A 26110-nucleotide genomic window follows, 5' to 3' on the forward strand; every position below is an offset into this window, starting at 1 on the left:
TGATGGCGAATACAAGCATGAGATATGAGAAGAGAGACCAAAGAGCGACTTTATTAGGTGTTTTAGTCTCTAGTACGATGCTCAAGAAGGTTTTATTTTGGGGGCTTGGTTTTTCTTGTTTGTTAGCACCTTCAGCGTTACAGGCGCAAATTTCTGTTGATGCGAAGGCGAATTCTGCCCATCGTCCAGATATTGTGGCAGCCCCCAATGGGGTTCCTTCCATTGATATTGTTACCCCCAACAGCAGCGGTTTATCGCACAATAAATATGATGATTTTAATATTGGCCATGTAGGTGTGATTTGGAACAATCATGCGCAAGAAGTGGGACAATCGCAATTGGGGGGCATTATACCTGGCAATCCACATTTGCGTTTTTCTGGTTCAGCGAAGGTTATTTTAAATGAAGTAACAAGCGGAAAACGCAGTGCGTTGAATGGCCCAGGAGAAGTTTTTGGAAAACAAGCCGATGTGATTATAGCCAACCCCAATGGCATAAGCTGTGATGGTTGTGGGTTTATCAATACGCCCCATGCGACATTAACCACCGGTGTTCCAGAAATTGATGTTTCTGGTTTTTTGAAAGGTTTTGTGGTGAAAGGTGGGGAGATCACTTTTGGTGCAAGGGGTGCGAATTTTTTTTCAGGCAAAGGGGTGGTTGATGTTGTCGATATTGTTTCACGCACTGTGCATTTTGAAGGTCCTGTTGCGGGCAGGGAAATTGGAGTTGCGGCTGGTACGGGAAATTTTGATTATGCTTCTCGCCAAATGAAGGCACTTACCGATATTACTGGTAAGCCGGAATATGCGATAGATGGTTCTGCTTTGGGGGCTCTCCAGGCGGATCAGATTAAACTTGTTGCGACAGAAAAAGGTGTTGGGGTTCGCATGCGCCATGATATGGCGGCCAATGCGGGGCAGTTACATCTTTCTGCGGATGGAAAAATCTCACTACAGAATGCCTTTGGTCATAGGGGTGTTGTTCTGAAATCAAAAAGCCAGAGTGTGTTGGCAAAACACATTGCATCCAAAAAGCATATTGAGATTGCGGCAAAAAAAAATGTGACGTTAGAAACCATTGGGGCAGATGGTCATTTTATAGCAGAGGCACAAGAAGGGCTTTTAACCATTGCCGGGCAAGCGACCTCTGGAGGCAATATGCAGCTGTCTTCGCGCGAAGCCATCAAAGTCTCTGGGCTAGGGGCAGGGGCTGATATAGCGTTTGCAACGGGCGGTGATCTGACCATTGGTGGCACTATTTTGTCTGGGGGCAATTTAAAAGCACATGCTGGTGGTGATATCAGGGCGCATCTTTTAGCCGGTGGGGTTGATATGGCAGCAACGGGGGCTGCTGGGAAGCTTGTTTTGGGCAGCCATGGGGGTGTTGATCTCCAAAGTGTGGGAGGCATTATTGATGCGGAAAGCATTTATGGAGCGGGAGAGATCACCCTGGTTTCTCATAACGGGGTTTCGGTTTCTCAATTTCTTCAATCTCATGATAATGTTGCTATTCATACCCAACCGGATGCTGGAGTTCATTTTGGACAACTGATTGCTTATGGAAGGGCAGACATTGATGGTGGAGCGGTTGATTTTTCTTCTCTGATGACGGGTGGAGATGCTGTTTTAAAGGTCAGGAACCTTGAGGCTGGCACACTGATGACAGGGGGAGATTTTGTCCAATCGAGTGTTTTTGGCAAACTTATTTTGCATGAGAAGGGCTCGCTTTCGATTACGGCACAAAGGGGGATAAAGGTTGGACATATTATCAGTGGTGAAAATATTGCCCTTTTTGCTGGCAACGACATTTATTATGATCAGGTTATCGGCTATGGCAGCACAACACTGACATCGGGATCTGGAGGGATTAGTGTTGAGAATGTGCTGTCTGCCATGGGGGATGTGAGGTTGACAGCAAACACTCTCGATTTAAGCAAGAATTGTTCTCATATTTACACGCCTCAAACGCTGTATTTAAAGGGGGATCATATTGATGTTTCGGGGAGCGAATTGACTTATGGCGGTTTAGACTTTCAAAGCACCAATGCCCTTGATATTCAGCATGCACGGCTGCAAGCAGTGACAGATAAGGGGGGGAGTGGAGATATTGTTTTTAGAGCTCCAGGGATTATGACGGATAAGGAAACATCGGTTTTAGCGGCACGAGATTTTACCATCAAAACAGGGAAGCTTCACAATAGTGGTCAATTGGCAGCGGGGCAGAATTTAGCCTTCAGTGTGACAGGTGATGCGACCAACAGCAAAACGGGTTTAGTCTATGTGAAGGGCAATGGTGCGCTCAAAGTTGATGGGGCTCTGTTGAATGATTTGGGTGCCATTGTGGCAGAGGGTGATTTATCTTTCACCAATTTGGGGGGCACAGGAAAGAGCCTTTCTCTTGTCAACAAAGCAGGTTTGATTCAGGCAGGTGGAAACTTAAGCATCCAAACCAAAACATTGCAAAATGAAGCCGATAGCATACCGGAAATGAAGGAAAAAAAGGAATATAGCGATCTTTCATTTCAAAGACCAGACAATTACGATTTGCTCTACAAAGAAGGTTTATTGAACAAAATAACATCCAATCGCTGGAGCAAAGGGTACATTGATACCCCTTTTCTTGAGCACAGAGAATTTATTTTGGAAAAAGAGCTTTGGGATAGCAAAGAAAAAACCTATGGCAAAATAACCTTGAACAGTGGAATAGTCTACAAAGCATTTACGTGGCAAATCGCAGCTGAAAATGGCAAAGATCGCACACAGACGTATATATGGAATGATCAGTCTTATATGACAGAGAAGACTGTCACGCAGGCGTTTTCTTATAAACCGGCGGTTCAGGGGATGATTCAGTCTACGGGTGATCTTATTATTCACGCTGATAACATTGAGAATCATTATAGCATCATGAGAGCTGGGGGCAATGCGGATATCTATGTGAGTGTGCTGACCAATGTAGGGGCAACAGCCTATAAAAATACTTATCTTGGTTGTAAGGTCCATACGGATGCTTATTGTTATGGCTATAAAGCCGATGGCAGCCGTGATGTTTCTTTAGATATAGCCAATGGCACGTTTCGTCAGACTGGCTCAGAAGTTCTCGATACGGTTTCTGGTCTTGTTCAAGCGGGTGGCACTTTAAATCTAGTGGTCAATACCCTCAACAATACGGCAGCCGAAGGGTCCATTACGGGGGATGCGCATTTTGAAGCCAAAGCGGCTGGAGGTAATCCGCTGGAGGCGCTGAGTGGTTTGACCGGGGCTGGTGCTCTCTTTACACCAAAAGTGGATCTCAATAATTCAGGGGAACCTTCTGAGGGGCTTCCTTTGCCAAAGCCCCAATCGGGCGGTGTTGGGGGCACGCTACCTCAACAGAATTTCCTTTATGAAACGCGGGCGGAATTCCTTGATGTTGGTAAATTTTATGGATCAGCCTATTTCTTGAACAGAATTGGCTACAATCCTGATAGGGAGATTTTTTTCTTAGGGGATGCTTATTTTGAAAAGCAATTGGTAGAAAAACAAATGCGTGATCTTGTGGGTCAAGGTTTAGGCAAAGGCTCCTTTATTCCAGGAAGTGATGCCATTGAACAAGTCAAAACCTTGCTAGATGTAGGGGCAGACTATGTAAAAGCCAACAATCTTGTCTTTGGAGAAGCTTTAAGTGAAGAACAATTGGCAAGTTTAGAAGCGCCCATGGTGATTTATGTGCGTCAAAGAATAAAGGGCATGGATGTTTATGCTCCCGTTCTTTACATCCCTGAAAAAGATAGAGCCTCCTTTGTTTCTGCTGGGGCTTTGATCATGGGCGATGATGTCAATATCACCAGCCAAAATACAAGCACTTCAACGGTTACCAATTCAGGGCGTATTGCAGCAAATCACCAGTTGCATGTGCATGGCGGGGATATTCTCAGTCAAGGAGGGCATTTTGCTGCGGGGAGTGATGCTGTTTTGCTTGCGGAGAACAATATTCATTTGGATGCAGGGCGCACAATGGTTGACGGTGTGGAAACTGTTTTAAACACCAATGCGCTTTCTGCTGGGGGCAATGCGACAGTTCTTGCTAAGAAAGATATGACAGCCTCTGGGGTAAAGATCAGCACAGGGGGTGATCTTGCCATGGCCACAGAGCAGGGCAATTTGACAATCGGTGCCATAAAAACTACCGACCATGATGCGCAGGGTAATGCATCCATGCATCAACAATCAGAAGTTAATTCTGGAGGCTCAACAACGCTTTCCTCTGGAAAGGATCTGAATATTCTGGGCTCTGAAGTTCAAACGAAGGATAATCTTTTCTTACAAGCAAAAGACACTGTTTCGCTTGATGCCACGCGCAACAGTGCCAATAGCTATCGGGGGGATCACACCTCCCATGTTGCTGTGCATAATGGCTCTTATTTAAGTTCTGGAAAAGAGACCACTGTTCTCTCTGGAAAAGATATCCGTGTTTTTGCGTCCGATATCGATGCGAAGGGCAATGTTGCTCTTGGTGCTCAAGGGAATATCACGATAGATACCAAATCTGATGAGATGGAGTATCATCTTCAGGGTACAAATCTTAAAGTGGATATGCAAGCCTCGCGAGCCGTTGGCTCTTCGATCAATGCTGGGGGTGATTTTACTGCTATTGCAGGCCAAGATGGCAAACCACATGATCTCATCATCACGGGCAGTGCTGTTACGGCTGATGGCAAGGTAGAGCTGAAAGCCAGCAATGCTATTCTCATCACCAATGCGGAAAATAGCTTACAGTATGAGATGTCGTATCATAAAAAGGGTGAGGTGTTCAGTAGCAGCAAATCCCAGCATAACAAGATTGATGCGGCTCAAGTTGTGGGCTCACTCATATCTGGGGGCAAAGGTGTTGCTCTTGACTCAGCAAACAACACGGAGATTGTAGCCTCGATACTCACAGCCGGTAAGCCAGGGGAGAAAACGCCAGAAGAGCAGGCCAAAGCCGATATGACCATTCACTCTGGTGGAAATATTCTCATCAAAGGGGCGCAAGAAAAATACAACCAGCAACAACAATCGTCGACAAGCAGTGTTTTGCATGAGAAATCTTCCGATAATTCTGAAGCGCACACTACAACGGTTTCCTCTATCCTTGGAGCGACGGGCAATATTGTGTTAGACGCACAAGGGGATGCCACCCTCACGGCTTCTCATATGATTGCCAATGAAGATATCAATGTGGCAGGACAAAGCGTGACGATTGATGGCATGACAGATCACCATAGCAGCCATTCAGAAACCCATGAAACGGGTTTTGGTGTGGGATCAGGCAAGGGTTTTGTTTCGATCTACGGGAGTGAATCAAAGACAGAGAATGAAGAAAGTTTTGAACATCAAGGCTCTTCGCTCAATGGGAAAAATATCACCATCACCGCCAAAAAAGAAGATGTGAATGTGGTGGGTTCTGACTTTAGCGCAGGGGAAGATATTAAGCTTTCGGCAGTCCATAATGTGAATGTTTTGCCTGGTCATAAGAGTCATAGCGCGAGCACACAGGAAGAACGCTCAGGTTTTGGCTTTCAGTTTGAAAAGAACCGCAGTGGTGCCTCTGTGGGTGTGGGGGTTGCGAGCGCCAAAGATACGGGCGATCAATGGGAAAAGTCCAATACACCATCCAATTTCAAAGCGGGCAGAGATGTGCAGATCAATGCCGGCAATGATGTGAATTTACAAGCGACAAATGTTTCGGCAAATCGTGATGTCAACATTGATGCTGGCAATAATATCACGCTTGAGACAAGCTATGATATCTCTAAGGCAGAAGAAAAGCATGAAAAATCCTTTGCTGGTGTGACAGGTTCTGTCAATGTTGGTATTCTTGGTACGGTACAAGATATAAGGGATGCAGTAAAGCGAGCTAAAAATAAGGATAACAAACACCACATTATTAATGGTTTGCTTGGCGGTTTAAAAGGTTATGATCTCTATAACAAAGGCAAAGGTCTTTACAATGGGATGCAGGGTGGAGCAACCAAAGATGACCTTCTTAATATGGCGGATGTTTCAACCAGCATTACGGTAGACTTTAAAGCTGAAAAGGCAGAGGCATTTTCTCACACCTCCACCGCAGTAACAGATAGCATAGAAGCAGGGCGTGCCATTAACATGCATGCCAACAAAGGCAGCATCCATGGTATTGGTGCTGATCTTATCGCTGGCACAAACTCTCTGAACAATGATGAACAGAGCGGAAATATTAATTTGGAAGCAGGACAAGATATCACCTTTGAAAGTGCGCAAAATAGGCAAAACACGCAAAACCATTCGCAAAATATTTCTGTAAATGTTGGTGTTGGCTACGGTTATGGGAGTGGCGGTTCAGGCTGGAGGGGCAATGCTTCTTTTGGAAAAGGAAAAGGCTCCAGTGAACAGGTACACCAGAAGAACAGCCATATTATAGGCACGGGCACTGTTCATAGCAACAGTGGGGGAAACACCACACTAGCGGGGGGTGTGGTTTCTGCAAACCGTGTAGAGATGGGTGTTGGTGGTGATTTCACCATTACAAGCCACAGTGATACGGGACAAAGTTCCAGCAAGCAAAACTCTGTTTCTGTTGGCTTTAATGGTGGAAAAAAGGATGATGCGGCGACAACCAATCTTGCCTTGAACAAGGATAAAACCTTTAGCGATTATCACAGTGTTGTGGAACACTCCGGCATCAAAGCGGGTGATGGCGGCTTTGATATTACAGTGGCAGGTGCAACAACCCTGACCGGGGGGATTATCGACAGCAGCGCATCAGCCGACAAAAACAAACTGACCACCGGAACCATCACCACGAGTGATATTGCCAACAGTGCTAAAGCGCAAGCCAGCAGCCAGGGTTTAAGCCTTGCTACGGGTGGTCCCATGTCTCAGGGCAAATACGGTCTTGCGAAAAACATCGCCAAAAATGTCTTAGATCATGCAAAAGCCAAAGATTCACAGGAAGGGCAAACCAAAGCTGCTATCAGCAATGGCACCATCATCCTGACAGATGAGGTTGAGCAAAAGGCATTGACAGGGCAAGATGTGGAACAAGTAATCGCCTCCCTTAACCGCGATACTGCCAACGCCCATAAGGGGGTACAACAGCTTGATGTTGCCAAGCTGGAACAAATTGTCCATGAAAACCGTGAAATGGCGACACAATTGCTGGAAGAAGGGTTTAAAGTTAGCAATGAAGCTTACAAAACCATGTTTATCAAAAAACATCCCATCGCCGTGGTGGAGCGTGATGAACAGGGACATATCATCTATAAGACAGATAAAAATGGACAGTATATCAAAAACGCTCGTGGACAAAAAATTCCGAAATCTCATTCTTTAACGGCTGAGGAGAAGGAACATTTGCAAGCCGGTTCTGATGGCAAGGTGCATGTGTCGTTCAATGGTATCTTTACACCCCCAGAGGAAGCTGCTGTTTATGCCGAGCAACATGCTGTTAATAAAAATGAACCGCTTTATTTTGTGGTGTTTCCACAAGCCGATACGGCTCTCTCAGAACTTCTGGTAGCGGGGTATCAGAAGTTACTGGAAAATAACTTTTGGGGTTTGACCAATTCAACACAAGAAGCAAAAGATCTGATGTCTCGCTATGGTAATACAGGGTTAGAACTTTATGCCCATAGTCGCGGTAGCATGACATTGGGGAATATGCTGTATTCTTTTCAACAACAAGGTGTGCACGGGATAGCTAACGAAAACACGACTATCAATCTCTATGGACCAGCCTTTAATGTTTTAGTTGCATCCGATCTGTTAGGCTATGTGAGTGACGGCAAACAAACCACTGTTGGTTTTGATGGGCATAGATATGATTTTGTCAGCCGATGGATTGGCGGTAATAGCTATACTTACAAGACAATTCTTTCAGACAGTAATGCTTGGAAAGAATGGTGGAGAATGTTTACAGATCCTGACAATCCTCATACTTGCCTTGGAGATGCGGGTCCAAAATGCCAAAAGCGGTATGGTTCATCTCATTTAAAACAAAAACCTTGAATTAGATCATGGAGAAAAAATGAAACAAACTCTAAAATTATTCAGTGCGGTAACTTTATTAGGTATTGCAGGGTGTCAGTTTAATAAACCTCCTGCAGGATACTTGACTGCGTGGGAGAAAAATGGTGTTACTGATTTTACTGAGGTAGGAAAAGCCTTGTTAGAATGTGGCATGCCAACCCCTTATGATCGCGATCCAGAAAACCAAAAGCTAAGTCCTAATGATATGGTCTCCATTGATGCTTGCATGGTTCAAGCAGGATTCCGCTATAAAGATGAAGAGGTAGAAAGAGCGGGAGGGTGGTGTTATACTTTTAGAGCCGAAAACCTTCCAAATTGTCGTCCTGGCGTTGTCTTCCCACAGCGCAGTGTCAAAAAGCGCTTGAACAGCCCTTTTTGTAAAAAGCATCCAGAACAATATGAATGCTATCCTTAAATATTGCTGTTTGTGGAAACTACAATCCCCACATTCATGTGTTCCCATGCTTGTGTGGGATTGTTCTCTTCATCCACCATCTCAATATTGTTCACCGTTGTTTGAAACAGCGGTGGCAGAAAATATCAACAGGCTTTCAAGCCATTGCATTAAAAAGAAATCCATTCAAAGAGGGGAAAAATGAAACAAACTCTAAAGCTATTAGGTGTTGTAACTTTATTAGGTATTGCAGGATGTCAATTTAACAAACCTCCTCTAGGAGAGGTGGCTACGTGGGAGAAAAATGGTGTTACTGATTTTACTGAGGTAGGAAAAGCCTTGTTAGAATGTGGCATGCCAAGCCTTATTGATGCCGATTCAGAAAACGATAATCGTAGCTTCAATCAAAAGGCAACAGTTTATGCTTGTATGGTTCAAGCTGGTTTTCGTGATAAAGTGGGAGGGGGGACTTGGTGTGAGAATCATAAAGTCGAAAATCTTCCGATTTGTCGTCCTGGCGCTGTCATTCCACAGCGCAGTGTCAAAAAGCGCTTGAACAGCCCTTTTTGTAAAAAGCATCCAGAACAATATGAATGCAAACCTTAAACACTGCTGTTTGTGGAAACTACAATCCCCACATTCATGTGTTCCCATGCCTGTGTGGGATTGTTCTCTTCATCCACCATCTCAATATTGTTCACCGTTGTTTGAAACAGCGGTGGCAGAAAATATCAACAGGCTTTCAAGCCATTGCATTAAAAAGAAGTCCATTCAAAGAGGGGAAAAATGAAACAAACTCTAAAGCTATTAGGTGCGGTAACTTTATTAGGTATTGCAGGGTGTCAGTTTAATAAACCTCCTGGCGGATATTTGAGTGTGTGGGAGAAAAATGGTGTTACTGATTTTACTGAGGTAGGAAAAGCCTTGTTAGAATGTGGCATGCCAACCCCTTATGATCGCGATCCAGAAAATAGAAAGTTAAGCAACAATGCAATAGGAAGCATAGAAGCTTGCATGCTTCAATCGGGATTTCGTGATAAAGTAGGGGGGGGGACTATGTGTGAGAATCATAAAGTCGAAAACCTTCCGATTTGTCGTCCTGGCGCTGTCATCCCACAGCGCAGTGTCAAGAAGCGCTTGAACAGCCCTTTTTGTAAAAAATATAAAAATAGCCGTAAATGCCAACCTTAAATATTGCTGTTTGTGGAAACTACAATCCCCACATTCATGTGTTCCCATGCTTGTGTGGGATTGTTCTCTTCATCCACCATCTCAATATTGTTCACCGTTGTTTGAAACAGCGGTGGCAGAAAATATCAACAGGCTTTCAAGCCATTGCATTAAAAAGAAGTCCATTCAAAGAGGAGAAAAAATGAAAAAAATCTTGAAACTATTAAGCTGTATAGTTGTCTTAACTATAGCTGGATGTCTTAATCAACCACCTCCATCTACTTTAGCATTGTGGGAAAAACCAGGTGCCGATAAAGCGATGACCCAACAAGCCTTGACAAAATGTGGTTGGAAACCAGTCTATGCTTCTCCTGACGACATGAATTCCTATGCCAGCGAATTTGCCTCCGTTTATGAGTGCATGAAAAAAGCCGGTTTTCGGTATAAATTGCAAGATTCAAAAGGGATCTATTTTTCACCGCCTGCGAAAAGTAGCTCGTTCCTCAGCAATTTAATGGTAGCAGGATATCAGCAGTTTATGGAGAATGAAAGCTTTGGTGTGAGCAATTCAACGAAACATGAAAGAGAGCTTATGCTTCGTATTGAAAAGGAGAAGAAACGCCAGAAAACAAAAAAATCTTTACAACGATAATCATTAACACTCCGCCATCTCTTTTCGTTTGGGATGGCGGGGGTGTTTTCTTGATCAATCATCTCAATATTGTTCACCGTTGTTTGAAACAGCGGTGACAGAAAATATCAACAGGCTTTCAAGCCATTGCATTAAAAAGAAATCCATTCAAAGAGGGGAAAAAATGAAGAAAACTTTACAATTATTGAGCTGTATAGCTTTGCTTATTGTGGCGGGATGTAATATGTTCGATGAGCAATTGGCTTTGGATATGTGGGCAAAGCCAGGAGCAGATCAACTTGAGGTCAAAAAAGCCCTTTTGGAATGTGGCATGCCAAGCCCTTACAATGATAGTATGAACTCAAAAGATTTAAGCATGAATGCAAATGCTGCGGTTAATATGTGTCTTGTGAAAGCAGGATTTTATCATAAACTTTTTAAGGTTGGATTGCGAGACAGGTGTCATAATTATAATGCCGAAGATCTTCCTATATGTGTTCCTGGTTCTGTTATTCCGAAGCGAAGTGTTGAGAGACGTTTAAAGAGCGCTTATTGTCAAAAATATAGAAATAAACCAGAGTGCCAACCCTAACAACCAACAGCATTTGCAAAGTGCTTCAATGAGTGTTGGCTACGGTTATGGGAGTGGCGGTTCAGGCTGGAGGGGCAATGCTTCTTTTGGAAAAGGAAGAGGCTCCAGTGAACAGGTACACCAGAAGAACAGCCATATTATAGGCACGGGCACTGTTCATAGCAACAGTGGGGGAAACACCACACTAGCGGGGGGTGTGGTTTCTGCAAACCGTGTAGAGATGGGTGTTGGTGGTGATTTCACCATTACAAGCCACAGTGATACGGGACAAAGTTCCAGCAAGCAAAACTCTGTTTCTGTTGGCTTTAATGGTGGAAAAAAGGATGATGCGGCGACAACCAATCTTGCCTTGAACAAGGATAAAACCTCTAGCGATTATCACAGTGTTGTGGAACACTCCGGCATCAAAGCGGGTGATGGCGGCTTTGAGATCAACGTTAAAGATACAACAACCCTGACCGGGGGGATTATCGACAGCAGTGCATCAGCCGACAAAAATAAACTGACCACCGGAACCATTATCATGAGTGATATTGCCAACAGTGCTAAAGCTCAAGCCAGCAGCCAGGGTTTAAGCCTTGCTACGGGTGGTCCCATGTCTCAGGGCAAATACGGTCTTGCGAAAAACATCGCCAAAAATGTCTTAGATCATACAAAAGCCAAAGATTCACAGGAAGGGCAAACCAAAGCTGCTATCAGCAATGGCACCATCATCCTGACAGATGAGGTTGAGCAAAAGGCATTGACAGGGCAAGATGTGGAACAAGCAATCGCCTCCCTTAACCGTGATACTGCCAACGCCCATAAGGGGGTACAACAGCTTGATGTTGCCAAGCTGGAACAAATCGTCCATGAAAACCGTGAAATGGCGACACAATTGCTGGAAGAAGGGTTTAAAGTTAGCAATGAAGCTTACAAAACCATGTTTATCAAAGAACACCCCATCGCCGTGGTCGACCGTGATGAACAGGGACATATCATCTATGAAACAGATGCAAATGGGGAGCCTATAGAAAACGCTCGTGGACAACCAATCCCTAAGTTTCATTCTTTAACGGCTGAGGAGAAGGAACATTTGCAAGCTGGTTCTGATGGCAAGGTGCATGTGTCGTTCAATGGTATCTTTACACCCCCAGAGGAAGCTGCTGTTTATGCCGAGCAACATGCTGTTAATAAAAATGAACCGCTTTATTTTGTGGTGTTTCCACAAGCCGATACGGCTCTCTCAGAACTTCTGGTAGCGGGGTATCAGAAGTTACTGGAAAATAACTTTTGGGGTTTGACCAATTCAACACAAGAAGCAAAAGATCTGATGTCTCGCTATGGTAATACAGGGTTAGAACTTTATGCCCATAGTCGCGGTAGCATGACATTGGGGAATATGCTGTATTCTTTTCAACAACAAGGTGTGCACGGGATAGCTAACAAAAACACGACTATCAATCTCTATGGACCAGCCTTTAATGTTTTAGTTGCATCCGATCTGTTAGGCTATGTGAGTGACGGCAAACAAACCACTGTTGGTTTTGATGGGCATAGATATGATTTTGTCAGCCGATGGATTGGCGGTAATAGCTATACTTACAAGACAATTCCTTCAGACAGTAATGCTTGGAAAGAATGGTGGAGAGTGGTTACAGATCCTGACAATCCTCATACTTGTCTTGGAGATGCAAATCTTAATTGTATTAGTATGTATGGTTCATCTCATTTAAAACAAAAACCTTGAATTAAATCATGGAGTAAAAAATGAAACAAACTCTAAGACTATTAGGTGCTGTAACTTTGTTCGGTATAGCCGGATGTCATTTAGGAGGACCTCCTACATCATCTATAGGGATGTGGGAGAAGCCAGGAGCAGATTTTACTGAGATAGGAAAAGCCTTGTTAGAATGTGGCATGCCAACCCCTTATGATCGCGATCCAGAAAACCAAAAGCTAAGTCCTAATGATATGGTCTCCATTGATGCTTGCATGGTTCAATCAGGATTCCGCTATAAAGATGAAGAGGTAGAAAGAGCGGGAGGGTGGTGTTATACTTTTAGAGCCGAAAACCTTCCAAATTGTCGTCCTGGCGTTGTCTTCCCACAGCGCAGTGTCAAAAAGCGCTTGAACAGCCCTTTTTGTAAAAAATATAAAAATAGCCGTAAATGCCAACCTTAAATATTGCTGTTTGTGGAAACTACAATCCCCACATTCATGTGTTCCCATGCTTGTGTGGGATTGTTCTCTTCATCCACCATCTCAATATTGTTCACCGTTGTTTGAAACAGCGGTGGCAGAAAATATCAACAGGCTTTCAAGCCATTGCATTAAAAAGAAGTCCATTCAAAGAGGAGAAAAAATGAAACAAACTCTAAGACTATTAGGTGGCTTAGCTCTGTTAAGTATTGCAGGGTGTCAGTTTAATAAACCTCCTGCAGGATACTTGACTGCGTGGGAGAAAAATGGTGTTACTGATTTTACTGAGGTAGGAAAAGCCTTATTAGAATGTGGCATGCCAACCCCTTATGATGTATTTCCAGAAAACAGAAATTTAAGCAACAATGCATGGGCAACCATAGAAGCTTGTATGATTCAAGCTGGTTTTCGTGATAAAGTGGGAGGGGGGACTTGGTGTGAGAATCATAAAGTCGAAAACCTTCCGATTTGTCGTCCTGGCGCTGTCATTCCACAGCGCAGTGTCAAGAAGCGCTTAAACAGCCCTTTTTGTAAAAAGCATCCAGAACAATATGAATGCCAACCTTAAATATTGCTGTTTGTGGAAACTACAATCCCCACATTCATGTGTTCCCATGCCTGTGTGGGATTGTTCTCTTCATCCACCATCTCAATATTGTTCACCGTTGTTTGAAACAGCGGTGGCAGAAAATATCAACAGGCTTTCAAGCCATTGCATTAAAAAGAAATCCATTCAAAGAGGGGAAAAAATGAAACAAACTCTAAAGCTATTAGGTGCGGTAATTTTGTTTATCATAACAGGATGTCAGTTTAACAAACTTCCTCCAGGAGATGTGGCTGCGTGGGAGAAAAATGGTGTTACTGATTTTACTGAGGTAGGAAAAGCCTTGTTAGAATGTGGTCTGCCAAGCCTTATTGATGCTGATACAGAAAATAGAAATCTCAGCTACAATGCAAATGCAACCATTGATGCTTGCATGCTTCAAGCAGGGTTCCGCTATAAATATGATGTGGGGGGGGATGGTGTGGAAACCATAAAGCCGAAAACCTTCCGATTTGTCGTCCTGGCGCTGTCATTCCACAGCGCAGTGTCAAGAAGCGCTTGAACAGCCCTTTTTGTAAAAAATATAAAAATGCACCTGAATGCCAACCTTAAATATTGCTGTTTGTGGAAACTACAATCCCCACATTCATGTGTTCCCATGCTTGTGTGGAATTGTTCTCTTCATCCACCATCTCAATATTGTTCACCGTTGTTTGAAACAGCGGTGGCAGAAAATATCAACAGGCTTTCAAGCCATTGCATTAAAAAGAAGTCCATTCAAAGAGGAGAAAAAATGAAACAAACTCTAAGACTATTAGGTGCGGTAACTTTATTAGGTATAACCGGATGTCAGTTTAATCAACCTCCCGTATCATCTATAGGAGCATGGGAGAAGCCAGGAGCAGATTTTACTGAGATAGGAAAAGCCTTGTTAGAATGTGGCATGCCAACCCCTTATGATCGCGATCCAGAAAACGATAATCGCAGTTTCAATCAAATGGCAACCATTGATGCTTGCATGCTTCAAGCAGGGTTCCGCTATAAATATGATGTGGGGGGGGGGATGGTGTGGAAATCATAAAGCCGAAAATCTTCCGATTTGTCGTCCTGGCGCTGTCATCCCAAAGCGCAGTGTCAAGAAGCGCTTGAACAGCCCTTTTTGTAAAAAATATAAAAATAGCCGTAAATGCCAACCTTAAATATTTTAAATATTGCTGTTTCTGATAATCAACACTACACCATCCTTGCTTGCGCTTGGAATGGTGGATTGTTCCCTCAACCAATCGTCTCAACACTGTATGTGAAGCAGTTAACGTAGGGAATACACTTTGTAATCCTGTTATTTACGTCATAGGATAGATTTTGCTATCTTTAGGGTGATGAGTTTGAGAAAGCCTTGTCCGTCCTTACGTGACAAGTTTTTTTATGCCGCGTCACTATTAGCCGCCCGTGCAAGGCGCTTCAAACGTCAACATGGTTTGGATGTCTTGATGATTGATTATATTCAACTCATGACAACCCATTCAAAACGTTCTTCAGAAAACCGCGTTCAAGAAATGACAGCGATTACCATAGGTCTTAAAGCTTTGGCAAAAGAACTTAATATTCCCCTCATTGCTCTTTCACAATTCTCACACCAAGTTGAAAACCAAACAGATAAACGTCCACAGCTTGCAGATCTACGAGAATCAGGTTCCATTGAACAAGATGCCGATATTGTGCTGTTTGTTTATCGCGAAGAATATTATCTCAAAAAGGAAGTAGCGCCAAGTATAGAAAATGGCAAGAGACAATGGAGAAAGCCAAGGGCAAAGCTGTGGTTATTATAGCCAAACAACGCCATGGTCCAACAGGAATAGTTTCTCTTGCCTTTCAATCCGATTTTACACGCTTTAGCGATCTAGCAGACAATGGGAACGTCTCAGAGAATAGGAGTGATTATCATGCTTTGTAGGATAAAAAATGTAGAGGAGAAAAATCCAATAGATTCACATTCAAAATTACGAATCTTAAAACAGCCTTTGAAAGGTCTTTGAAGACCTTTTGAGAACCCCTTAAAAACCCTTTGAAAAAAAATAAATTGCTGCAAAACCTACTGTCAAACTACAGGCATGTTGGAAAATCCTATTCCCGCACCTTTATTTATACATCCCGCACCTTAAAAAAACATACATAAAATCAATAAGTTATAGCGTGATAAAAGTGCTGTGGCGGAGGGGGTGGGGGCGTTATACTTATATAAAACCAATAAATTATATAAAGGTGAGGGAATTTTGATTCCGGTGATTTTATTAACTTATTTTCTGTTTATGCCAAACTTTTTTAAAAGCTTATTCTCAATCATTTTACCAAATATATAACCAGATTTTCCAGTATGACGCTTGACACTTATTTTTATTGACCGTATGGTAATAGTATACGATAAGGGATGCGAATGGCAATTGTGAGTTTCAAACATAAGGGCTTAAAATTATTTTATACAACGGGTTCTACAAAAGCTATTCGACCAGATCACGTAAAAAAATTACGCGTTATCTTAACAGCTTTAACGAGTGCTACATGCCCTGAAATGTTAAAAGCACCTGCCTTTAAAATGCATCCTCTTAAAGGTGAACTTACAGGATACTATTCTATATGGGTGAATGGAAATTGGCGTGTTACTTTTCGCTTTATAGGAACAGATGTGGAGCTTGTTGATTATCAAGACTACCATTGATGAAAGGAACGAAAACAAATGATGCATAATCCTGCACATCCGGGCGAAGTTCTAAAAGTAGCTTTCTTGGAAGAAATGGGACTCACAATACAAAAGTTAGCTGATCATCTCCATATGACAAGAGCTTCTCTCTCAAGAGTGATTAACGGACATGCTTCTATGAGTACCGAGCTTGCTATTAAATTAGAATTGGCTGGTTTTAGTAAAGCGAAATTTTGGTTGGATATGCAAACAAACTACAATTTATGGAAAACAATGCAACAGGCACAACCACCTATTTCTCCTCTGGTTTCTGATTCACCACAAACGTCGCTTTGATTTCGTTCATAATTTTTTTGGTGCTTTGGTTAGTTTTTTAGTCGCCGCACATTGCTCTAACCTTTTTGTAGTTTTTTAATTGCTTCGATAGCTAAGCGTTTCCGATCGGCTGTTTTGGTATAAAGAGATGCCATTTTATCTTCTGTCCAGCCAAAAAGCGCTTTCATTTGTGAAACTGTAGCACCAGCATTGGCGGCACGTGTTGCTGCTAATTTTCGCAAGCCATGTGCTGACTTTTTTATACCTGCAGCATTACAGGCTTCACGAAATAGGTTGCCAAAACTTTCTTTCACGAGCTTATTTCCACTTTTACCACAAATGAATGTTTCATCTCCTATAGGACCAATTTGAAGAGTTTCTGTAAGTTCTGGTAAAATAGGGAGAAAAACATCCGTTTTAAATTGGCTCTTTTCTGTTTTAAGATGGATGATATTATCTTTAACGTCTTTCCAGCCGATACGAACTGCGTCACCACGGCGCAACCCCGTGTAAAGAAGAACATCAATCCAGACGCGTTCATGGCTACCATGTGACCAATGATGGTAGTATTTATCTATGTCCTCTTCTAGCCATGGTTGTAACCCCTCACTGTTAAGAGATTTTGGTGCTTTTATATTAAGGGCAGGATTTCTATTTAAAAGAGCATTATCAACTGCCCAATTAAAGAGACCGTTTAAAGAAGTTAAAAAATGTTTTGCTGCTGCGGGAGTAGCGCGCCTTCTGTCTACAGCATCAAGAATATGGCGCTTTTCTATGCTTTTATAAGCGTGATTACCTATATGTTTGGATACATTATTTAAAATTCTATACTTCACTTTTTTAGTAGATTCTGATTGATTATGCCATTGCATGCTTTGTAAATACTGATGCAATAACCAATCAAACGAGCCTTCTGTAAGTCGTGTTTGTGTCATTCTTTTTGGGGTGCCATTTTGCGCTTGTTTAATGGCAAGTGTGTAACTGTCAACAAACTCTTGTGTTCCATAGGTTCCTTCAATTCGATACCGTGGTCCATGACCAATCCGGACATACCACACAACTTTACCATGGCGTGTTGTTTCTTTGACAAGATGAGGGGGACGGCGCTTTGGCATGGCTAAAACTTTATGCCATCAACAGAAGGGCAGGAGTGGTTAGTAGTATATTCTTCTTTCTCATCTTCAAGCGGTGGAAAATCTTCAATGCTATAAACATTCCCTATCGTTGTTGATGCTATGCTTTTATTGATATGAATAAATAATTCTCCTGTGGGCTTAATTTCTATGAGTTCACATCCTTGTTTTTTCGCTTCTCTTAAAGCACGTGCAATGGTTGGTTGGGTTATGGTAGGTGGATGATGTGCCATGTCTATTCTCCTTATATTTGGATGCAATTCACCTATGGCGTGAATTACGCATTTATTAAAAGTTGTTAGGAAAGGTGGGGGTGCTGGGAGGAGAGAGCACCCCCATAACGTCAAGCGGCTTGTGTCAAGATCTGTTTCATCTCTTGCTCTATTTCCTCTAAGAATATCTCAACTGCTTGATTGATCTGTTCAATTTGTTTCTCATCACGGTGGATACGTTTAATTTTCATGCGCAAACGAAGGGATCTGCCTACAAAATGCGGATCATAGCTGACAAAATCACACCATTGACGTCCTGTACATGCCATTTGGAATTGCATTTGTGCCTTATATTCAGGCTTGATAGTGCCATCCATATAAAAGCGTAGATGCTTGGTGGAGTGTGGGCATTTGACTTCAACTAAACCCTCCTCCCCAATCAATCCATCAGGGCTTGCTCCAGCCATTTCTATGGTGGGATGTTGAATGAAACCACATTTTATGACCTCTGTGTCATAAATGATGGCATATTCTTTTAGTGCATCCTCTTCATGCTCAATGCCCCATTGCATAGCTGGTGTTAGATAAGATTGGCTTATTTCCTCTGTTAATCGCTCTGTCATGAGTTTGATTTTGTACTCCTCATATTTGCTAGTAGGTGTTCCTTTGGCTGTTTTACTGAGCACATTGTAAATGTTTGAAGCAGTGACTTTGCCTAATCTTGCTTGAAACCACTCTGCTGTTCTTTGCTCCATGTTACACCGCCGTTTGCTGTTCTTGTTGTGAGAGAGATTGCTCTGCTTTTGCTATTTGTTTGTTTCGTTTATCTTTCAAAAGATGCAATACCGTTTGAGCCTGTCCATCAGACATATCGGCAAGATTGTTGACTTTGGCATAAGCAAGTATCTTGGTTTCTTCTGTTTGGGTTTGTGCCATGAGTGTTCTGATCTCACTGATCTGCTGCGGAAATGCACTTGTGAGAGGCACGTTCCCATCCGTATCATCATCTGCACTTACAACATTAAGAAGCATGCCTAAAAGATATCTGCGTGCATAGGTGATAGCAGAGCCAACCGCTTGTATGTTTGATTTACATCCTTTCGTATCATGAGGAAATTTTCCTTCTGTTGCTATTTTATTTCCAGACGGATGCGTCAAAGTCATTTCTACGCTTATGCTGTCTGAACTCTGTTCCTTGATACGAGAAAACAAAGCAAAGTGGTATTTTGAAAGGGTCTCCTTGATGGCATCAATGTACTGATCAAGCGTAGCATATTGGCTATTGGTATGGGTATTTGTAGCGTTTTTTTGTATTTTTTGATATTCCCTTTGCATAGCGGAAAGGTCAGCAACAAAGCTTTGATAGTTTTGTCGTTCTATTTCCTTTTCCCGCAATGCGATCAGACGCTCGAGACGGTCCATATCGACATCGTTTTCTAAAGCTCTGGTTAAAATGCGATCCATAGCCGTTGCTTTGATTGCACAATCTTTTGTTTTTTCCACTAATTCAGTTTGCGTGATACTGAGTTCACTCATCTTGATTTCCTCCATTGAAGCGCAATTCCCCCGTGGCGTGAATCACGCATCTGTTAAAAGTTGGTTTGGTTGTTAGAGTTTGGATTTTATAGGCTGTATGATGTCATCAGTTTGTAATATTGCTGTATGTGCGCGTAAGTTATGATACATAAGTGAAATAAGGATTTTGTTAGCATAGGGGGGGACCATTTTAAATCCAGTACACATAAATGCTATGCATTCATATGAATATGTAAATCCCAATAAGCCATTTGATGACATCATTGTTTTAAAATTATCCTCACCTAAAAAATCATGCATTATGTCTTCAGAAATTATGGTATCTACATAAGGCTCGTCTTTATACCCAGAGATAGTGATACAAAGTTCACCTAGATTGTGAGTATTTCTCACAACTAACTGTGCACATAAGGTAGGTTTAATTTCATATTTATACATGATTTATTTTTTCTCGTTTGTTGTGATACGACTTTCTCCGCAGATCTCTGAATCTCCGTAAATTTTTGCGTCGCCATAAATTCTTGCATTGGGATAAACAATTGCATTTCCGTAAATCTGTGCGTTTTCAAAAATGCGACCACCACCATATACTCGGGCGTTATTATAAATTTTTGCATTGTCATAAATTTTTGAACCCCAAGTAACACAAGCATTATCATAGACCCAGCAATTGCCATCATGAGAGAGATTGCTTTCATTTTCTATAAAGCCCCCAAGGTCGCCAGCCTTAACATCATCAAAATCTCTTAAAGCACGAATGCGGTACAATGTATGGCAACTTACAATATCGGTGGTTTCATCAGTCAGTTCGTATTTCTTTTCCATGCTTATTGCCTTTTAATGCATGCTTTGTTTTTTGATTTCTTCAGACAACACACCAATGCCTTTTGTGGTGATTTTTGCGCAAGGAATGACTTTTTCTATTCCACTTGCGGTTTGAAGCGTGATGGTTGGACAATCCATCAGTTGCTTTTGGATTTTGTCTTGATACGGAAGCAAATTTCCACCTGCTGCACGTCTGTAAACCCAACCTTTTTGCTGTAAAAATTGAATGAATTGTTTTGGTTGCATCTCGAGTATTTTAGCAGCTTCTGTAAGACCGAAGAGCCCATCATGGCGCTGTAAGCTTTCAAGAGCCATGGCTTTTGGTGTTAAATCTTCAATGATGGTGTCTTTTTGATCTATTTGACCTTGTAGGTAATTCAAAAAGCCAATCATAGCTTTTGGACTTGAATAGTCGATTTGTGGTGTTATTGCTTGCTTTTCCAATTCTTGCCAGCGGTCAATTATTTTTGCGCGTAAAGCAGTGCTGTAACCAGATACGAGAATTAAACATTCACGTTTGGGGAGGTTATAACAAGGGCGGCTTTCACCTTTGCTATCAAGATAATAACCACTAAAATCAACCACCCCAAATTTGGGGGCGTTAAGTTCTTCAAGCATTTTCTTGATATCACGCATAACATGGTCATGTCTTTTACCGCATAACTCTGCAATTTCACGGCTAGACATAGTTTGGACTGTTGTGTTTTGAAAATTGTTTTCAGATGTTGTAATAAAGTTTCGCATCATCACTTCCTAAATTAATGAAAACACAAGTCTTGGTATAATATTCTGCCATAGTTTCTATGGCGCTCTGCTTGAGCGATTTTCTTTGCTACGTGAATTTTGAAGTAATGATTATCGGTTTTATCTGTTTCTATTTCAGATTTTGGACAAATCTTCTGTCTGTTCCATTCTTGTTTTGTAAAAACAAAATCCACGCCTTCTTTTAGATCAAACTTTTCAACACAATCGTTAAACCAAGTGGAAAAATCTTGTTTCAAATGTAAGTGCCTATGCATTACATGGGCTTTGACCATTTTGGCATAACCGATTTTGTTGTCTGCCTCGTTTTCAGGTATGAGATATCCTTCACTATCATTATCATGTGTGTTCATAAGATTACTCTAATCAATTATTGATGGGAAAAGGGGGCGCTTTTTCAAACGCCCTTAAGAATTTTAAAGTACATCACAAGGACGCAAACGGTGTTGTTGTTCGTAAGTACCGTAGACCTCATCATTATATTTTTCTTTTGCTAAATCATCTAAAAGTCTATTGTAGGCATCACTTTCACGTATAAAGTAATGGACTTCACTATCCTCATTGAGACGTTCAATATTTTCTTCTACATATGCTTCTGCGATCTCTTCAGAGATATCTTCACAACTCTTCTCAGAAGGATTTACGCGAAGGATTTGGATTGCATCATCTGCCTCATCAATAATTGCTTGAACTTGGCTTGCATCAAGTGGTCCTGACTGACCAATGTGTTGATCATCATCATACACAACTAATAAAATTTCATCGGAATGAATAAAAATTGGCTTTTCCATGATTTCCCCTCCCTAACGCCTCTTGGCGATTGTGTGTTTGTGGTTTATAAAAATAAAATACGTTTATCGTAATTAATTGTCAAGAAAAAAATTACGATAAACGTATTTATGTGTATTTATAATCCACATAATTATTTATTATCTTAAAATTTAAATGGGGAATTTATGTTGGATCGTGAAAGAAACAAACAACTAACTGTAATGCTAAATAAATTAACTGAAAGTGAAAAAATAGCTTTTATAGATTTCGTGCTGCGAGCAGAGATTTTAAAAGATCCTCGACAATCTTTTTTTCAGAATCATTTGCTTGAGAATACAAATAAAGGAAATCATCAGAACAAAATCCGGAAAAAGGTGAAGAATCTTTAAAAAAATCCATAATTTTCACAAGCTCATCAGCTTTAACATCTCTCATTTCCTTATTAGGATCAAGATTGACAATATTAGATATAGCTGGTCTGCGTACTCCAAGATGGGCCGCAAGTTTTGCTTGACTGCCACGGCCCATTTTATCGAGTTCTTGCTTTATCCAAATTTTTAGCTCTCTTTGTTTAACCATACTTGAGTTATTTATCATTTTTTAAAACCTTACAATATTAAAAAACATAAAAATACGTTTATCGTATTGACTAAATATTCCTTATATCGTATTTTATTGGCTATGATAAAAGCATATACAGAAACAGCGAAACTTATAATTACATATCTTGGTGGACATCATAAGGTTGCAAATATCATTAATCGTAATGTTATTGTGGTTAGAAAATGGGCTTATTCTCTTGAAAAACGTGAAGGTAAGGGCGGAATCATTCCGGCTAAATATCAAGTGATGCTTTTAAACTATGCTCGTAAACACAACATTGATTTGCGCCCCGAAGATTTTTTCTATTCTGAACGTTTGCAAAATTTGATGAGTAAAGAAAAATTATCTCCACCGTCTTCTTTTGTCAACGGTTCTACTTTTCGGGTGAAATCGTGCGAACAAAATGAAATGTTGCAGTCTCAATATGAAGAAAGAAAATAAAGATGGACAATTTCGCAATGATTATTGTGCTTTTTATTGCCAATATAATCATGTTTCTTTGTTTTTATGTCTCTTATAAAAAAATACAAAGCTCTACAAAGGTGTTGCAAAGTTCATATTATACTTTTCATATTTTAGAAGATTCAACAAAAGAAATGCATTTTCCAGACGGCAGCACAGTTGTCTTTAATAATTCTGATTGGAATTTTTCTCTTGATGAAAATGATAATTTGATAATTCAAAGTGCTTTAGGACCATCACTGTCTATAAAGGCATATAGCAATGCATACGGTTTCAAAAAACATTTCGTAGATAGTTTGCAGAAATGCATGCGATCTACAAATCAGAAAAAAAGTAAGTGAGATTTGTTTCTCTTAGTTTTGTGAAGTTTGAAGTATGCGGTGTATTTCTGAATTAAGTTAGTCCACTTTTTTAAACTTATGACTACACGCTCTGTCATAGCACACATATAAATACGTAGAGCCTTAAGGGGGGATTATGATCACTCATGCACAAACTATTCTCTGTCTTGATCTAGGAAGCAAGACGGGCTGGGCGATATGTGGTGCGGATGGTCATATATTCAGTGGCGTCATGAATTTTCAGCCCCGTCGTTTTGAAGGCGGTGGGATGCGTTATTTACGTTTTAAACAATGGCTTACTGAAATGAAGATGACAGCAAGGAGAATTGATGCGGTGTATTTTGAAGAAGTGCGCCGTCATGTAGGGACGGATGCAGCGCATGTTTATGGCGGCTTGTTAGCAACCTTAACGGCGTGGTGTGAACATCACCAAATTCCTTATGAAGGCATTCCCGTTGGGACGATTAAGAAAGAAACGACAGGAAAAGGAAATGCCTCAAAAGAAGAGATGATTAAAGCGGTGTGTGCAAAAGGGCACGCACCTAAAGATGACAACGAAGCAGATGCTTTGGCAATTTTATATCTAATGAAAGAAGGGGGTGTGTATGTCCAGTAAATTACCATGGACGAGACTGTTTGCAGATAGATGGATTATTGATCTTGCTTGTTTATCTCCCATTGAATGCAATGTTTATATCAAGTTACGTTTGCAAATGCTTTACACTGGAAAGCCCCTTTTGAATAATCTTAAGGTCTGGGCTAATTACACGGGCTGTTCAGTAAAAACGTTTATGAAAGCATTAGATGTTTTACAGAGTACTGATCATATTACACGTTTAGCAGATGGTCGCTTATGGAGTTTAAAAGTTGAAGAAGAACTCAATAACTCTAATGAAAGCTTAGATAAGGTATCGAAGGCATCTCGGTCAAAGAAATTATCGGAGAGAGCAAAGAAAGCAGCGCAGGCAAGATGGGATAAACATACAAATGATGCTTGTGATGATGCTCAACTCACTGAAAACAATGATAAAAACGATGCTAAAGCAATGCTTAATGATGCTAAAACGGTTAAGCATGATGCTAACAGTATGCTTAAGGATGCTAAGCATGATGCTTACGACATGCTTAATGATGCCTATATATATAACATAAACAATAACACTAACATTAACAGTAATAATAAAAAAACTAATACTATCGTATTAGCAAAAAAAGAAACTGATTTTGAAAATTTAGAAACGAACGATTTGGTTGAAGAGCCAATCGAGGTTCATGATCTCGAGAGCCAATCAGAGCCAATCGAAACCGCATCCCAAGATCAATCACCCCGTCACGAGCAAGAAAGCATTCCGAAAAAAGCAAAACGAGCGAAAGCTAATCGCGGTTGTCGATTGCCTGAGGATTTTGAACCCGATTACGATTTTGCCATTGCAGAGGGCTTGCCTTCAGAGCGTGTGAAAGTTGAAATCGCAAAATTTCGAGATTACTGGCGTTCAAAATCTGGAGCAAACGCTACCAAAATCGATTGGCAAGCAACCTGGCGTAACTGGGTGCGAAAGGCTATCGAGGATTTAGAAAAAACAAAAAACACGAACAACAATGGTGGAAACAATGGAAACTTTTCAAAAGATCAAAGAACTTGTGGTGGTACCGGAGAGACAATCCGTAATCTTATCCGTAAAGCAGGATTTAGTGAATCCACTTCAAGACATTGCACAACAGATGGCGCAATACGTCACAAGGGAGTATCCATTGACCTTAATCGATGGCGTGAAATTGACACCAGCTCTAGAGGAACAAGCTTTTGCAACTTATCAAACAGTCCAAAACTTACTTACCTTGAAAGCGTCTGTTGAAGATATTGCAGAGGCTCTTGATGTGCTTGAAGGTGGTTTGACAATGCAAAAAGTTTCGAATGCAGAGGCACGTGCAAAGGCTTATATCACAGCTCTTAACGGCATTTCGCTATGGGCTTTGTTGCAGGCTGTTAAAAATCTTGTGCGTGGAGAAGCCAAAGGCATGTCAACAACCTTTGTGCCCTCTTGTGCTGATCTTGCGCAGTATTGTCGCGATTTAGAAAACAGGCTTTCTGGAACTGCTGAGAAAGTGTTTATAGCTGTTGAAAATAGTCGTAACCTAGCCTTAGGAGGCAAGCGCATCTCATTTATGAGAATAGGAAAGCCTTGTGAAGAGCTTCATGGCAACTTGAGTTCAAAAGCAGCCTAAAAACAGCAAAATAGTGAGAAGTGCTGATCTTTTGGATTAGACATGCATTTAAATCGACAAAAAGGCACCGTACAGCGCGATTTAGAACTTTTTTGATACAAACCACATTAGGAACATAAAACGCACCATACGGTCAAATTTGAGACAAATAACGCTATTGGTAAAATATAGGATGAAAACATGCCCATTTTAAAACATTTGCTCTTAAAAAACCGTAAACAGCCCATGCAAAAAAAATTTGTTGCAACCGCTGTTGGATATGTGCCGTGGGGAGATGGAGCCGCTGAGTATTTTTATAATCTCTACGAATATGAAGACGGTACAAGAGAGTGTGAAAAATTTGATGGCGGTCAGTATTACAAAATACCTGAGAATGCGGACTTTAGCACCAAAGCGCAAGTAAAAGCGTGGATTTATGGGGGTGCGGTACCTAAAAGTGTTTTGAGTTATGAGGCTTTAATAGACGAGATGAATGAAAATATCAAACAGCGTTCACAAGCTGGTGGTGAGATAGACAGACAGCTAGAAGAAGCGCTTGATAAGCAGTTAGGCAGATACAAAAATAACAAAAAGATCAAAAACTATCGGAAGCAGCTTAACTTAAAACATGACTCATCTGCCCTGTTTTTAGACGGAGAGGAAATTTACAGCGTAACAGCATGTCGGATAAACCAAAAAATATAGTTT

The 26110-nt window shown here is 41.3% G+C and carries 29 protein-coding genes and 3 pseudogenes; 23 read left to right on the plus strand and 9 right to left on the minus strand.

Translation table 11 applies throughout. The annotated features are described in order from the left end of the window. The first annotated feature begins 17 nt into the window (after positions 1 to 17). From AYT27_RS03455 to AYT27_RS03540, 17 genes and pseudogenes are all read left to right on the plus strand, one after another. Positions 18 to 8006 carry a hemagglutinin repeat-containing protein gene (locus AYT27_RS03455; protein WP_041583421.1) on the plus strand — a complete coding sequence of 2663 codons (7989 nt, stop codon included), beginning with the start codon at positions 18 to 20 and terminating at the stop codon, positions 8004 to 8006. 19 nt (positions 8007 to 8025) lie between these two features. Further along, positions 8026 to 8442 (plus strand): hypothetical protein, encoded by a 417-nt coding sequence (locus AYT27_RS03460; protein WP_011180588.1) that lies wholly within the window; start codon positions 8026 to 8028, stop codon positions 8440 to 8442. A gap of 46 nt (positions 8443 to 8488) precedes the next feature. After that, entirely contained in the window at positions 8489 to 8626 is a 138-nt protein-coding gene (locus AYT27_RS03465) for a hypothetical protein (protein ID WP_155245611.1), read from the plus strand. After that, positions 8623 to 9027, plus strand: a complete 405-nt coding sequence (locus AYT27_RS03470) for a hypothetical protein (protein WP_011180590.1) — start codon at positions 8623 to 8625, stop codon at positions 9025 to 9027. Before AYT27_RS03465 ends, AYT27_RS03470 begins: the two co-directional genes overlap by 4 nt. Before the next feature lie 46 nt (positions 9028 to 9073). Next, positions 9074 to 9211: a hypothetical protein gene (locus tag AYT27_RS08775; protein WP_155245610.1), complete on the plus strand. Its 138-nt coding sequence runs from the start codon at positions 9074 to 9076 to the stop codon at positions 9209 to 9211. After that, positions 9208 to 9612: a hypothetical protein gene (locus tag AYT27_RS03475; RefSeq protein ID WP_011180592.1), complete on the plus strand. Its 405-nt coding sequence runs from the start codon at positions 9208 to 9210 to the stop codon at positions 9610 to 9612. The genes AYT27_RS08775 and AYT27_RS03475 overlap by 4 nt, the downstream gene beginning before the upstream one ends. Positions 9613 to 9793: 181 nt before the next feature. Then, the gene (locus AYT27_RS03485; RefSeq protein ID WP_034448583.1) at positions 9794 to 10243 is read left to right on the plus strand and encodes a hypothetical protein; all 450 of its coding nucleotides are present in this window, start codon (positions 9794 to 9796) and stop codon (positions 10241 to 10243) included. Between the two features lie 163 nt (positions 10244 to 10406). Beyond that, on the plus strand, positions 10407 to 10814 hold the full coding sequence (locus AYT27_RS03490) for a hypothetical protein (protein ID WP_011180594.1): 408 nt from the start codon (positions 10407 to 10409) through the stop codon (positions 10812 to 10814). Between the two features lie 13 nt (positions 10815 to 10827). Next, positions 10828 to 12543 (plus strand): hemagglutinin repeat-containing protein, encoded by a 1716-nt coding sequence (locus tag AYT27_RS03495; RefSeq protein WP_457911894.1) that lies wholly within the window; start codon positions 10828 to 10830, stop codon positions 12541 to 12543. 20 nt (positions 12544 to 12563) lie between these two features. Continuing rightward, entirely contained in the window at positions 12564 to 12977 is a 414-nt protein-coding gene (locus tag AYT27_RS03500) for a hypothetical protein (RefSeq protein WP_011180596.1), read from the plus strand. Between the two features lie 181 nt (positions 12978 to 13158). Continuing rightward, positions 13159 to 13563 (plus strand): hypothetical protein, encoded by a 405-nt coding sequence (locus AYT27_RS03505; protein ID WP_011180597.1) that lies wholly within the window; start codon positions 13159 to 13161, stop codon positions 13561 to 13563. A 181-nt stretch (positions 13564 to 13744) separates the two neighbouring features. Continuing rightward, positions 13745 to 14151 (plus strand): annotated as a pseudogene (locus AYT27_RS03515) (hypothetical protein). Positions 14152 to 14332: 181 nt separating this feature from the next. Then, positions 14333 to 14738 (plus strand): annotated as a pseudogene (locus AYT27_RS03525) (hypothetical protein). Next, entirely contained in the window at positions 14726 to 14857 is a 132-nt protein-coding gene (locus AYT27_RS09555) for a hypothetical protein (protein ID WP_268885533.1), read from the plus strand. The pseudogene AYT27_RS03525 and the gene AYT27_RS09555 overlap by 13 nt, the downstream one beginning before the upstream one ends. A gap of 121 nt (positions 14858 to 14978) precedes the next feature. Next, positions 14979 to 15493: pseudogene (locus AYT27_RS03530) on the plus strand (DnaB-like helicase C-terminal domain-containing protein); the annotation flags it as partial. A gap of 480 nt (positions 15494 to 15973) precedes the next feature. After that, positions 15974 to 16255 carry a type II toxin-antitoxin system RelE/ParE family toxin gene (locus AYT27_RS03535; protein ID WP_011180600.1) on the plus strand — a complete coding sequence of 94 codons (282 nt, stop codon included), beginning with the start codon at positions 15974 to 15976 and terminating at the stop codon, positions 16253 to 16255. Between the two features lie 18 nt (positions 16256 to 16273). Beyond that, entirely contained in the window at positions 16274 to 16573 is a 300-nt protein-coding gene (locus AYT27_RS03540) for a HigA family addiction module antitoxin (RefSeq protein ID WP_011180601.1), read from the plus strand. Positions 16574 to 16629: 56 nt separating this feature from the next. Here the strand turns inward: AYT27_RS03540 and AYT27_RS03545 are convergent, their stop codons facing one another. From AYT27_RS03545 to AYT27_RS03590, 9 genes are all read right to left on the minus strand, one after another. Then, on the minus strand, positions 16630 to 17667 hold the full coding sequence (locus AYT27_RS03545) for a tyrosine-type recombinase/integrase (protein ID WP_011180602.1): 1038 nt from the start codon (positions 17665 to 17667) through the stop codon (positions 16630 to 16632). A 2-nt stretch (positions 17668 to 17669) separates the two neighbouring features. Continuing rightward, the gene (locus tag AYT27_RS03550; RefSeq protein ID WP_034448587.1) at positions 17670 to 17918 is read right to left on the minus strand and encodes a hypothetical protein; all 249 of its coding nucleotides are present in this window, start codon (positions 17916 to 17918) and stop codon (positions 17670 to 17672) included. Between the two features lie 110 nt (positions 17919 to 18028). Then, complete coding sequence (locus AYT27_RS03555; protein WP_011180604.1) at positions 18029 to 18652, minus strand: lambda exonuclease family protein; 624 nt, start codon at positions 18650 to 18652, stop codon at positions 18029 to 18031. 1 nt (position 18653) lies between these two features. Continuing rightward, complete coding sequence (locus AYT27_RS03560) at positions 18654 to 19433, minus strand: ERF family protein (protein WP_011180311.1); 780 nt, start codon at positions 19431 to 19433, stop codon at positions 18654 to 18656. 441 nt (positions 19434 to 19874) lie between these two features. Beyond that, the gene (locus AYT27_RS03570) at positions 19875 to 20258 is read right to left on the minus strand and encodes a hypothetical protein (RefSeq protein ID WP_011180308.1); all 384 of its coding nucleotides are present in this window, start codon (positions 20256 to 20258) and stop codon (positions 19875 to 19877) included. 12 nt (positions 20259 to 20270) lie between these two features. Beyond that, on the minus strand, positions 20271 to 21002 hold the full coding sequence (locus tag AYT27_RS03575; protein WP_011180605.1) for a Rha family transcriptional regulator: 732 nt from the start codon (positions 21000 to 21002) through the stop codon (positions 20271 to 20273). A 14-nt stretch (positions 21003 to 21016) separates the two neighbouring features. Continuing rightward, positions 21017 to 21373, minus strand: coding sequence for an antA/AntB antirepressor family protein (locus AYT27_RS03580; protein ID WP_011180606.1), 357 nt, complete (start codon positions 21371 to 21373; stop codon positions 21017 to 21019). A 63-nt stretch (positions 21374 to 21436) separates the two neighbouring features. Continuing rightward, positions 21437 to 21811: a hypothetical protein gene (locus AYT27_RS03585; RefSeq protein ID WP_011180607.1), complete on the minus strand. Its 375-nt coding sequence runs from the start codon at positions 21809 to 21811 to the stop codon at positions 21437 to 21439. 238 nt (positions 21812 to 22049) lie between these two features. Next, on the minus strand, positions 22050 to 22388 hold the full coding sequence (locus AYT27_RS03590; RefSeq protein WP_011180608.1) for a helix-turn-helix domain-containing protein: 339 nt from the start codon (positions 22386 to 22388) through the stop codon (positions 22050 to 22052). A gap of 84 nt (positions 22389 to 22472) precedes the next feature. Here AYT27_RS03590 and AYT27_RS09180 point away from each other — a divergent pair, with 84 nt between their 5' ends. From AYT27_RS09180 to AYT27_RS09680, 6 genes are all read left to right on the plus strand, one after another. Continuing rightward, a complete protein-coding gene (locus AYT27_RS09180; protein WP_034459412.1) occupies positions 22473 to 22835 on the plus strand; it encodes a hypothetical protein in 363 nt (120 codons plus the stop codon). A 2-nt stretch (positions 22836 to 22837) separates the two neighbouring features. Next, the gene (locus AYT27_RS03600; protein ID WP_011180610.1) at positions 22838 to 23197 is read left to right on the plus strand and encodes a hypothetical protein; all 360 of its coding nucleotides are present in this window, start codon (positions 22838 to 22840) and stop codon (positions 23195 to 23197) included. A 136-nt stretch (positions 23198 to 23333) separates the two neighbouring features. Next, entirely contained in the window at positions 23334 to 23813 is a 480-nt protein-coding gene (locus tag AYT27_RS03605; protein ID WP_011180611.1) for a crossover junction endodeoxyribonuclease RuvC, read from the plus strand. Beyond that, complete coding sequence (locus tag AYT27_RS03610; protein WP_011180612.1) at positions 23803 to 25053, plus strand: DUF1376 domain-containing protein; 1251 nt, start codon at positions 23803 to 23805, stop codon at positions 25051 to 25053. Before AYT27_RS03605 ends, AYT27_RS03610 begins: the two co-directional genes overlap by 11 nt. Then, positions 24974 to 25423 carry a hypothetical protein gene (locus AYT27_RS03615; protein WP_223396434.1) on the plus strand — a complete coding sequence of 150 codons (450 nt, stop codon included), beginning with the start codon at positions 24974 to 24976 and terminating at the stop codon, positions 25421 to 25423. Before AYT27_RS03610 ends, AYT27_RS03615 begins: the two co-directional genes overlap by 80 nt. Before the next feature lie 180 nt (positions 25424 to 25603). Further along, the gene (locus tag AYT27_RS09680) at positions 25604 to 26107 is read left to right on the plus strand and encodes a hypothetical protein (RefSeq protein ID WP_011180614.1); all 504 of its coding nucleotides are present in this window, start codon (positions 25604 to 25606) and stop codon (positions 26105 to 26107) included. The last annotated feature ends 3 nt before the right edge of the window (positions 26108 to 26110 follow it).

The sequence above is a fragment of the Bartonella henselae str. Houston-1 genome (assembly GCF_000046705.1).
Taxonomy (GTDB): Bacteria; Pseudomonadota; Alphaproteobacteria; order Rhizobiales; family Rhizobiaceae; genus Bartonella; species Bartonella henselae.

What these genes read in the sequence shown, in the direction of transcription:
- AYT27_RS03540 (WP_011180601.1), top strand. Translation starts at nt 16,274, where the DNA reads ATGATGCATAATCCTGCACATCCGGGCGAAGTTCTAAAAGTAGCTTTC.
- AYT27_RS03535 (WP_011180600.1), top strand. Translation starts at nt 15,974, where the DNA reads ATGGCAATTGTGAGTTTCAAACATAAGGGCTTAAAATTATTTTATACA.
- AYT27_RS03460 (WP_011180588.1), top strand. Translation starts at nt 8,026, where the DNA reads ATGAAACAAACTCTAAAATTATTCAGTGCGGTAACTTTATTAGGTATT.
- AYT27_RS03585 (WP_011180607.1), bottom strand. Translation starts at nt 21,811, where the DNA reads ATGGAAAAGCCAATTTTTATTCATTCCGATGAAATTTTATTAGTTGTG.
- AYT27_RS08775 (WP_155245610.1), top strand. Translation starts at nt 9,074, where the DNA reads ATGCCTGTGTGGGATTGTTCTCTTCATCCACCATCTCAATATTGTTCA.
- AYT27_RS03590 (WP_011180608.1), bottom strand. Translation starts at nt 22,388, where the DNA reads ATGATAAATAACTCAAGTATGGTTAAACAAAGAGAGCTAAAAATTTGG.
- AYT27_RS03550 (WP_034448587.1), bottom strand. Translation starts at nt 17,918, where the DNA reads ATGGCACATCATCCACCTACCATAACCCAACCAACCATTGCACGTGCT.
- AYT27_RS03545 (WP_011180602.1), bottom strand. Translation starts at nt 17,667, where the DNA reads ATGCCAAAGCGCCGTCCCCCTCATCTTGTCAAAGAAACAACACGCCAT.
- AYT27_RS03575 (WP_011180605.1), bottom strand. Translation starts at nt 21,002, where the DNA reads ATGCGAAACTTTATTACAACATCTGAAAACAATTTTCAAAACACAACA.
- AYT27_RS03580 (WP_011180606.1), bottom strand. Translation starts at nt 21,373, where the DNA reads ATGAACACACATGATAATGATAGTGAAGGATATCTCATACCTGAAAAC.
- AYT27_RS03490 (WP_011180594.1), top strand. Translation starts at nt 10,407, where the DNA reads ATGAAGAAAACTTTACAATTATTGAGCTGTATAGCTTTGCTTATTGTG.
- AYT27_RS03505 (WP_011180597.1), top strand. Translation starts at nt 13,159, where the DNA reads ATGAAACAAACTCTAAGACTATTAGGTGGCTTAGCTCTGTTAAGTATT.
- AYT27_RS03475 (WP_011180592.1), top strand. Translation starts at nt 9,208, where the DNA reads ATGAAACAAACTCTAAAGCTATTAGGTGCGGTAACTTTATTAGGTATT.
- AYT27_RS03500 (WP_011180596.1), top strand. Translation starts at nt 12,564, where the DNA reads ATGAAACAAACTCTAAGACTATTAGGTGCTGTAACTTTGTTCGGTATA.
- AYT27_RS03560 (WP_011180311.1), bottom strand. Translation starts at nt 19,433, where the DNA reads ATGAGTGAACTCAGTATCACGCAAACTGAATTAGTGGAAAAAACAAAA.
- AYT27_RS03555 (WP_011180604.1), bottom strand. Translation starts at nt 18,652, where the DNA reads ATGGAGCAAAGAACAGCAGAGTGGTTTCAAGCAAGATTAGGCAAAGTC.
- AYT27_RS03470 (WP_011180590.1), top strand. Translation starts at nt 8,623, where the DNA reads ATGAAACAAACTCTAAAGCTATTAGGTGTTGTAACTTTATTAGGTATT.
- AYT27_RS09555 (WP_268885533.1), top strand. Translation starts at nt 14,726, where the DNA reads ATGCCAACCTTAAATATTTTAAATATTGCTGTTTCTGATAATCAACAC.
- AYT27_RS03455 (WP_041583421.1), top strand. Translation starts at nt 18, where the DNA reads ATGAGATATGAGAAGAGAGACCAAAGAGCGACTTTATTAGGTGTTTTA.
- AYT27_RS03570 (WP_011180308.1), bottom strand. Translation starts at nt 20,258, where the DNA reads ATGGAAAAGAAATACGAACTGACTGATGAAACCACCGATATTGTAAGT.
- AYT27_RS03485 (WP_034448583.1), top strand. Translation starts at nt 9,794, where the DNA reads ATGAAAAAAATCTTGAAACTATTAAGCTGTATAGTTGTCTTAACTATA.
- AYT27_RS09180 (WP_034459412.1), top strand. Translation starts at nt 22,473, where the DNA reads ATGATAAAAGCATATACAGAAACAGCGAAACTTATAATTACATATCTT.
- AYT27_RS03465 (WP_155245611.1), top strand. Translation starts at nt 8,489, where the DNA reads ATGCTTGTGTGGGATTGTTCTCTTCATCCACCATCTCAATATTGTTCA.
- AYT27_RS03610 (WP_011180612.1), top strand. Translation starts at nt 23,803, where the DNA reads ATGTCCAGTAAATTACCATGGACGAGACTGTTTGCAGATAGATGGATT.
- AYT27_RS03600 (WP_011180610.1), top strand. Translation starts at nt 22,838, where the DNA reads ATGGACAATTTCGCAATGATTATTGTGCTTTTTATTGCCAATATAATC.
- AYT27_RS03605 (WP_011180611.1), top strand. Translation starts at nt 23,334, where the DNA reads ATGATCACTCATGCACAAACTATTCTCTGTCTTGATCTAGGAAGCAAG.
- AYT27_RS09680 (WP_011180614.1), top strand. Translation starts at nt 25,604, where the DNA reads ATGCCCATTTTAAAACATTTGCTCTTAAAAAACCGTAAACAGCCCATG.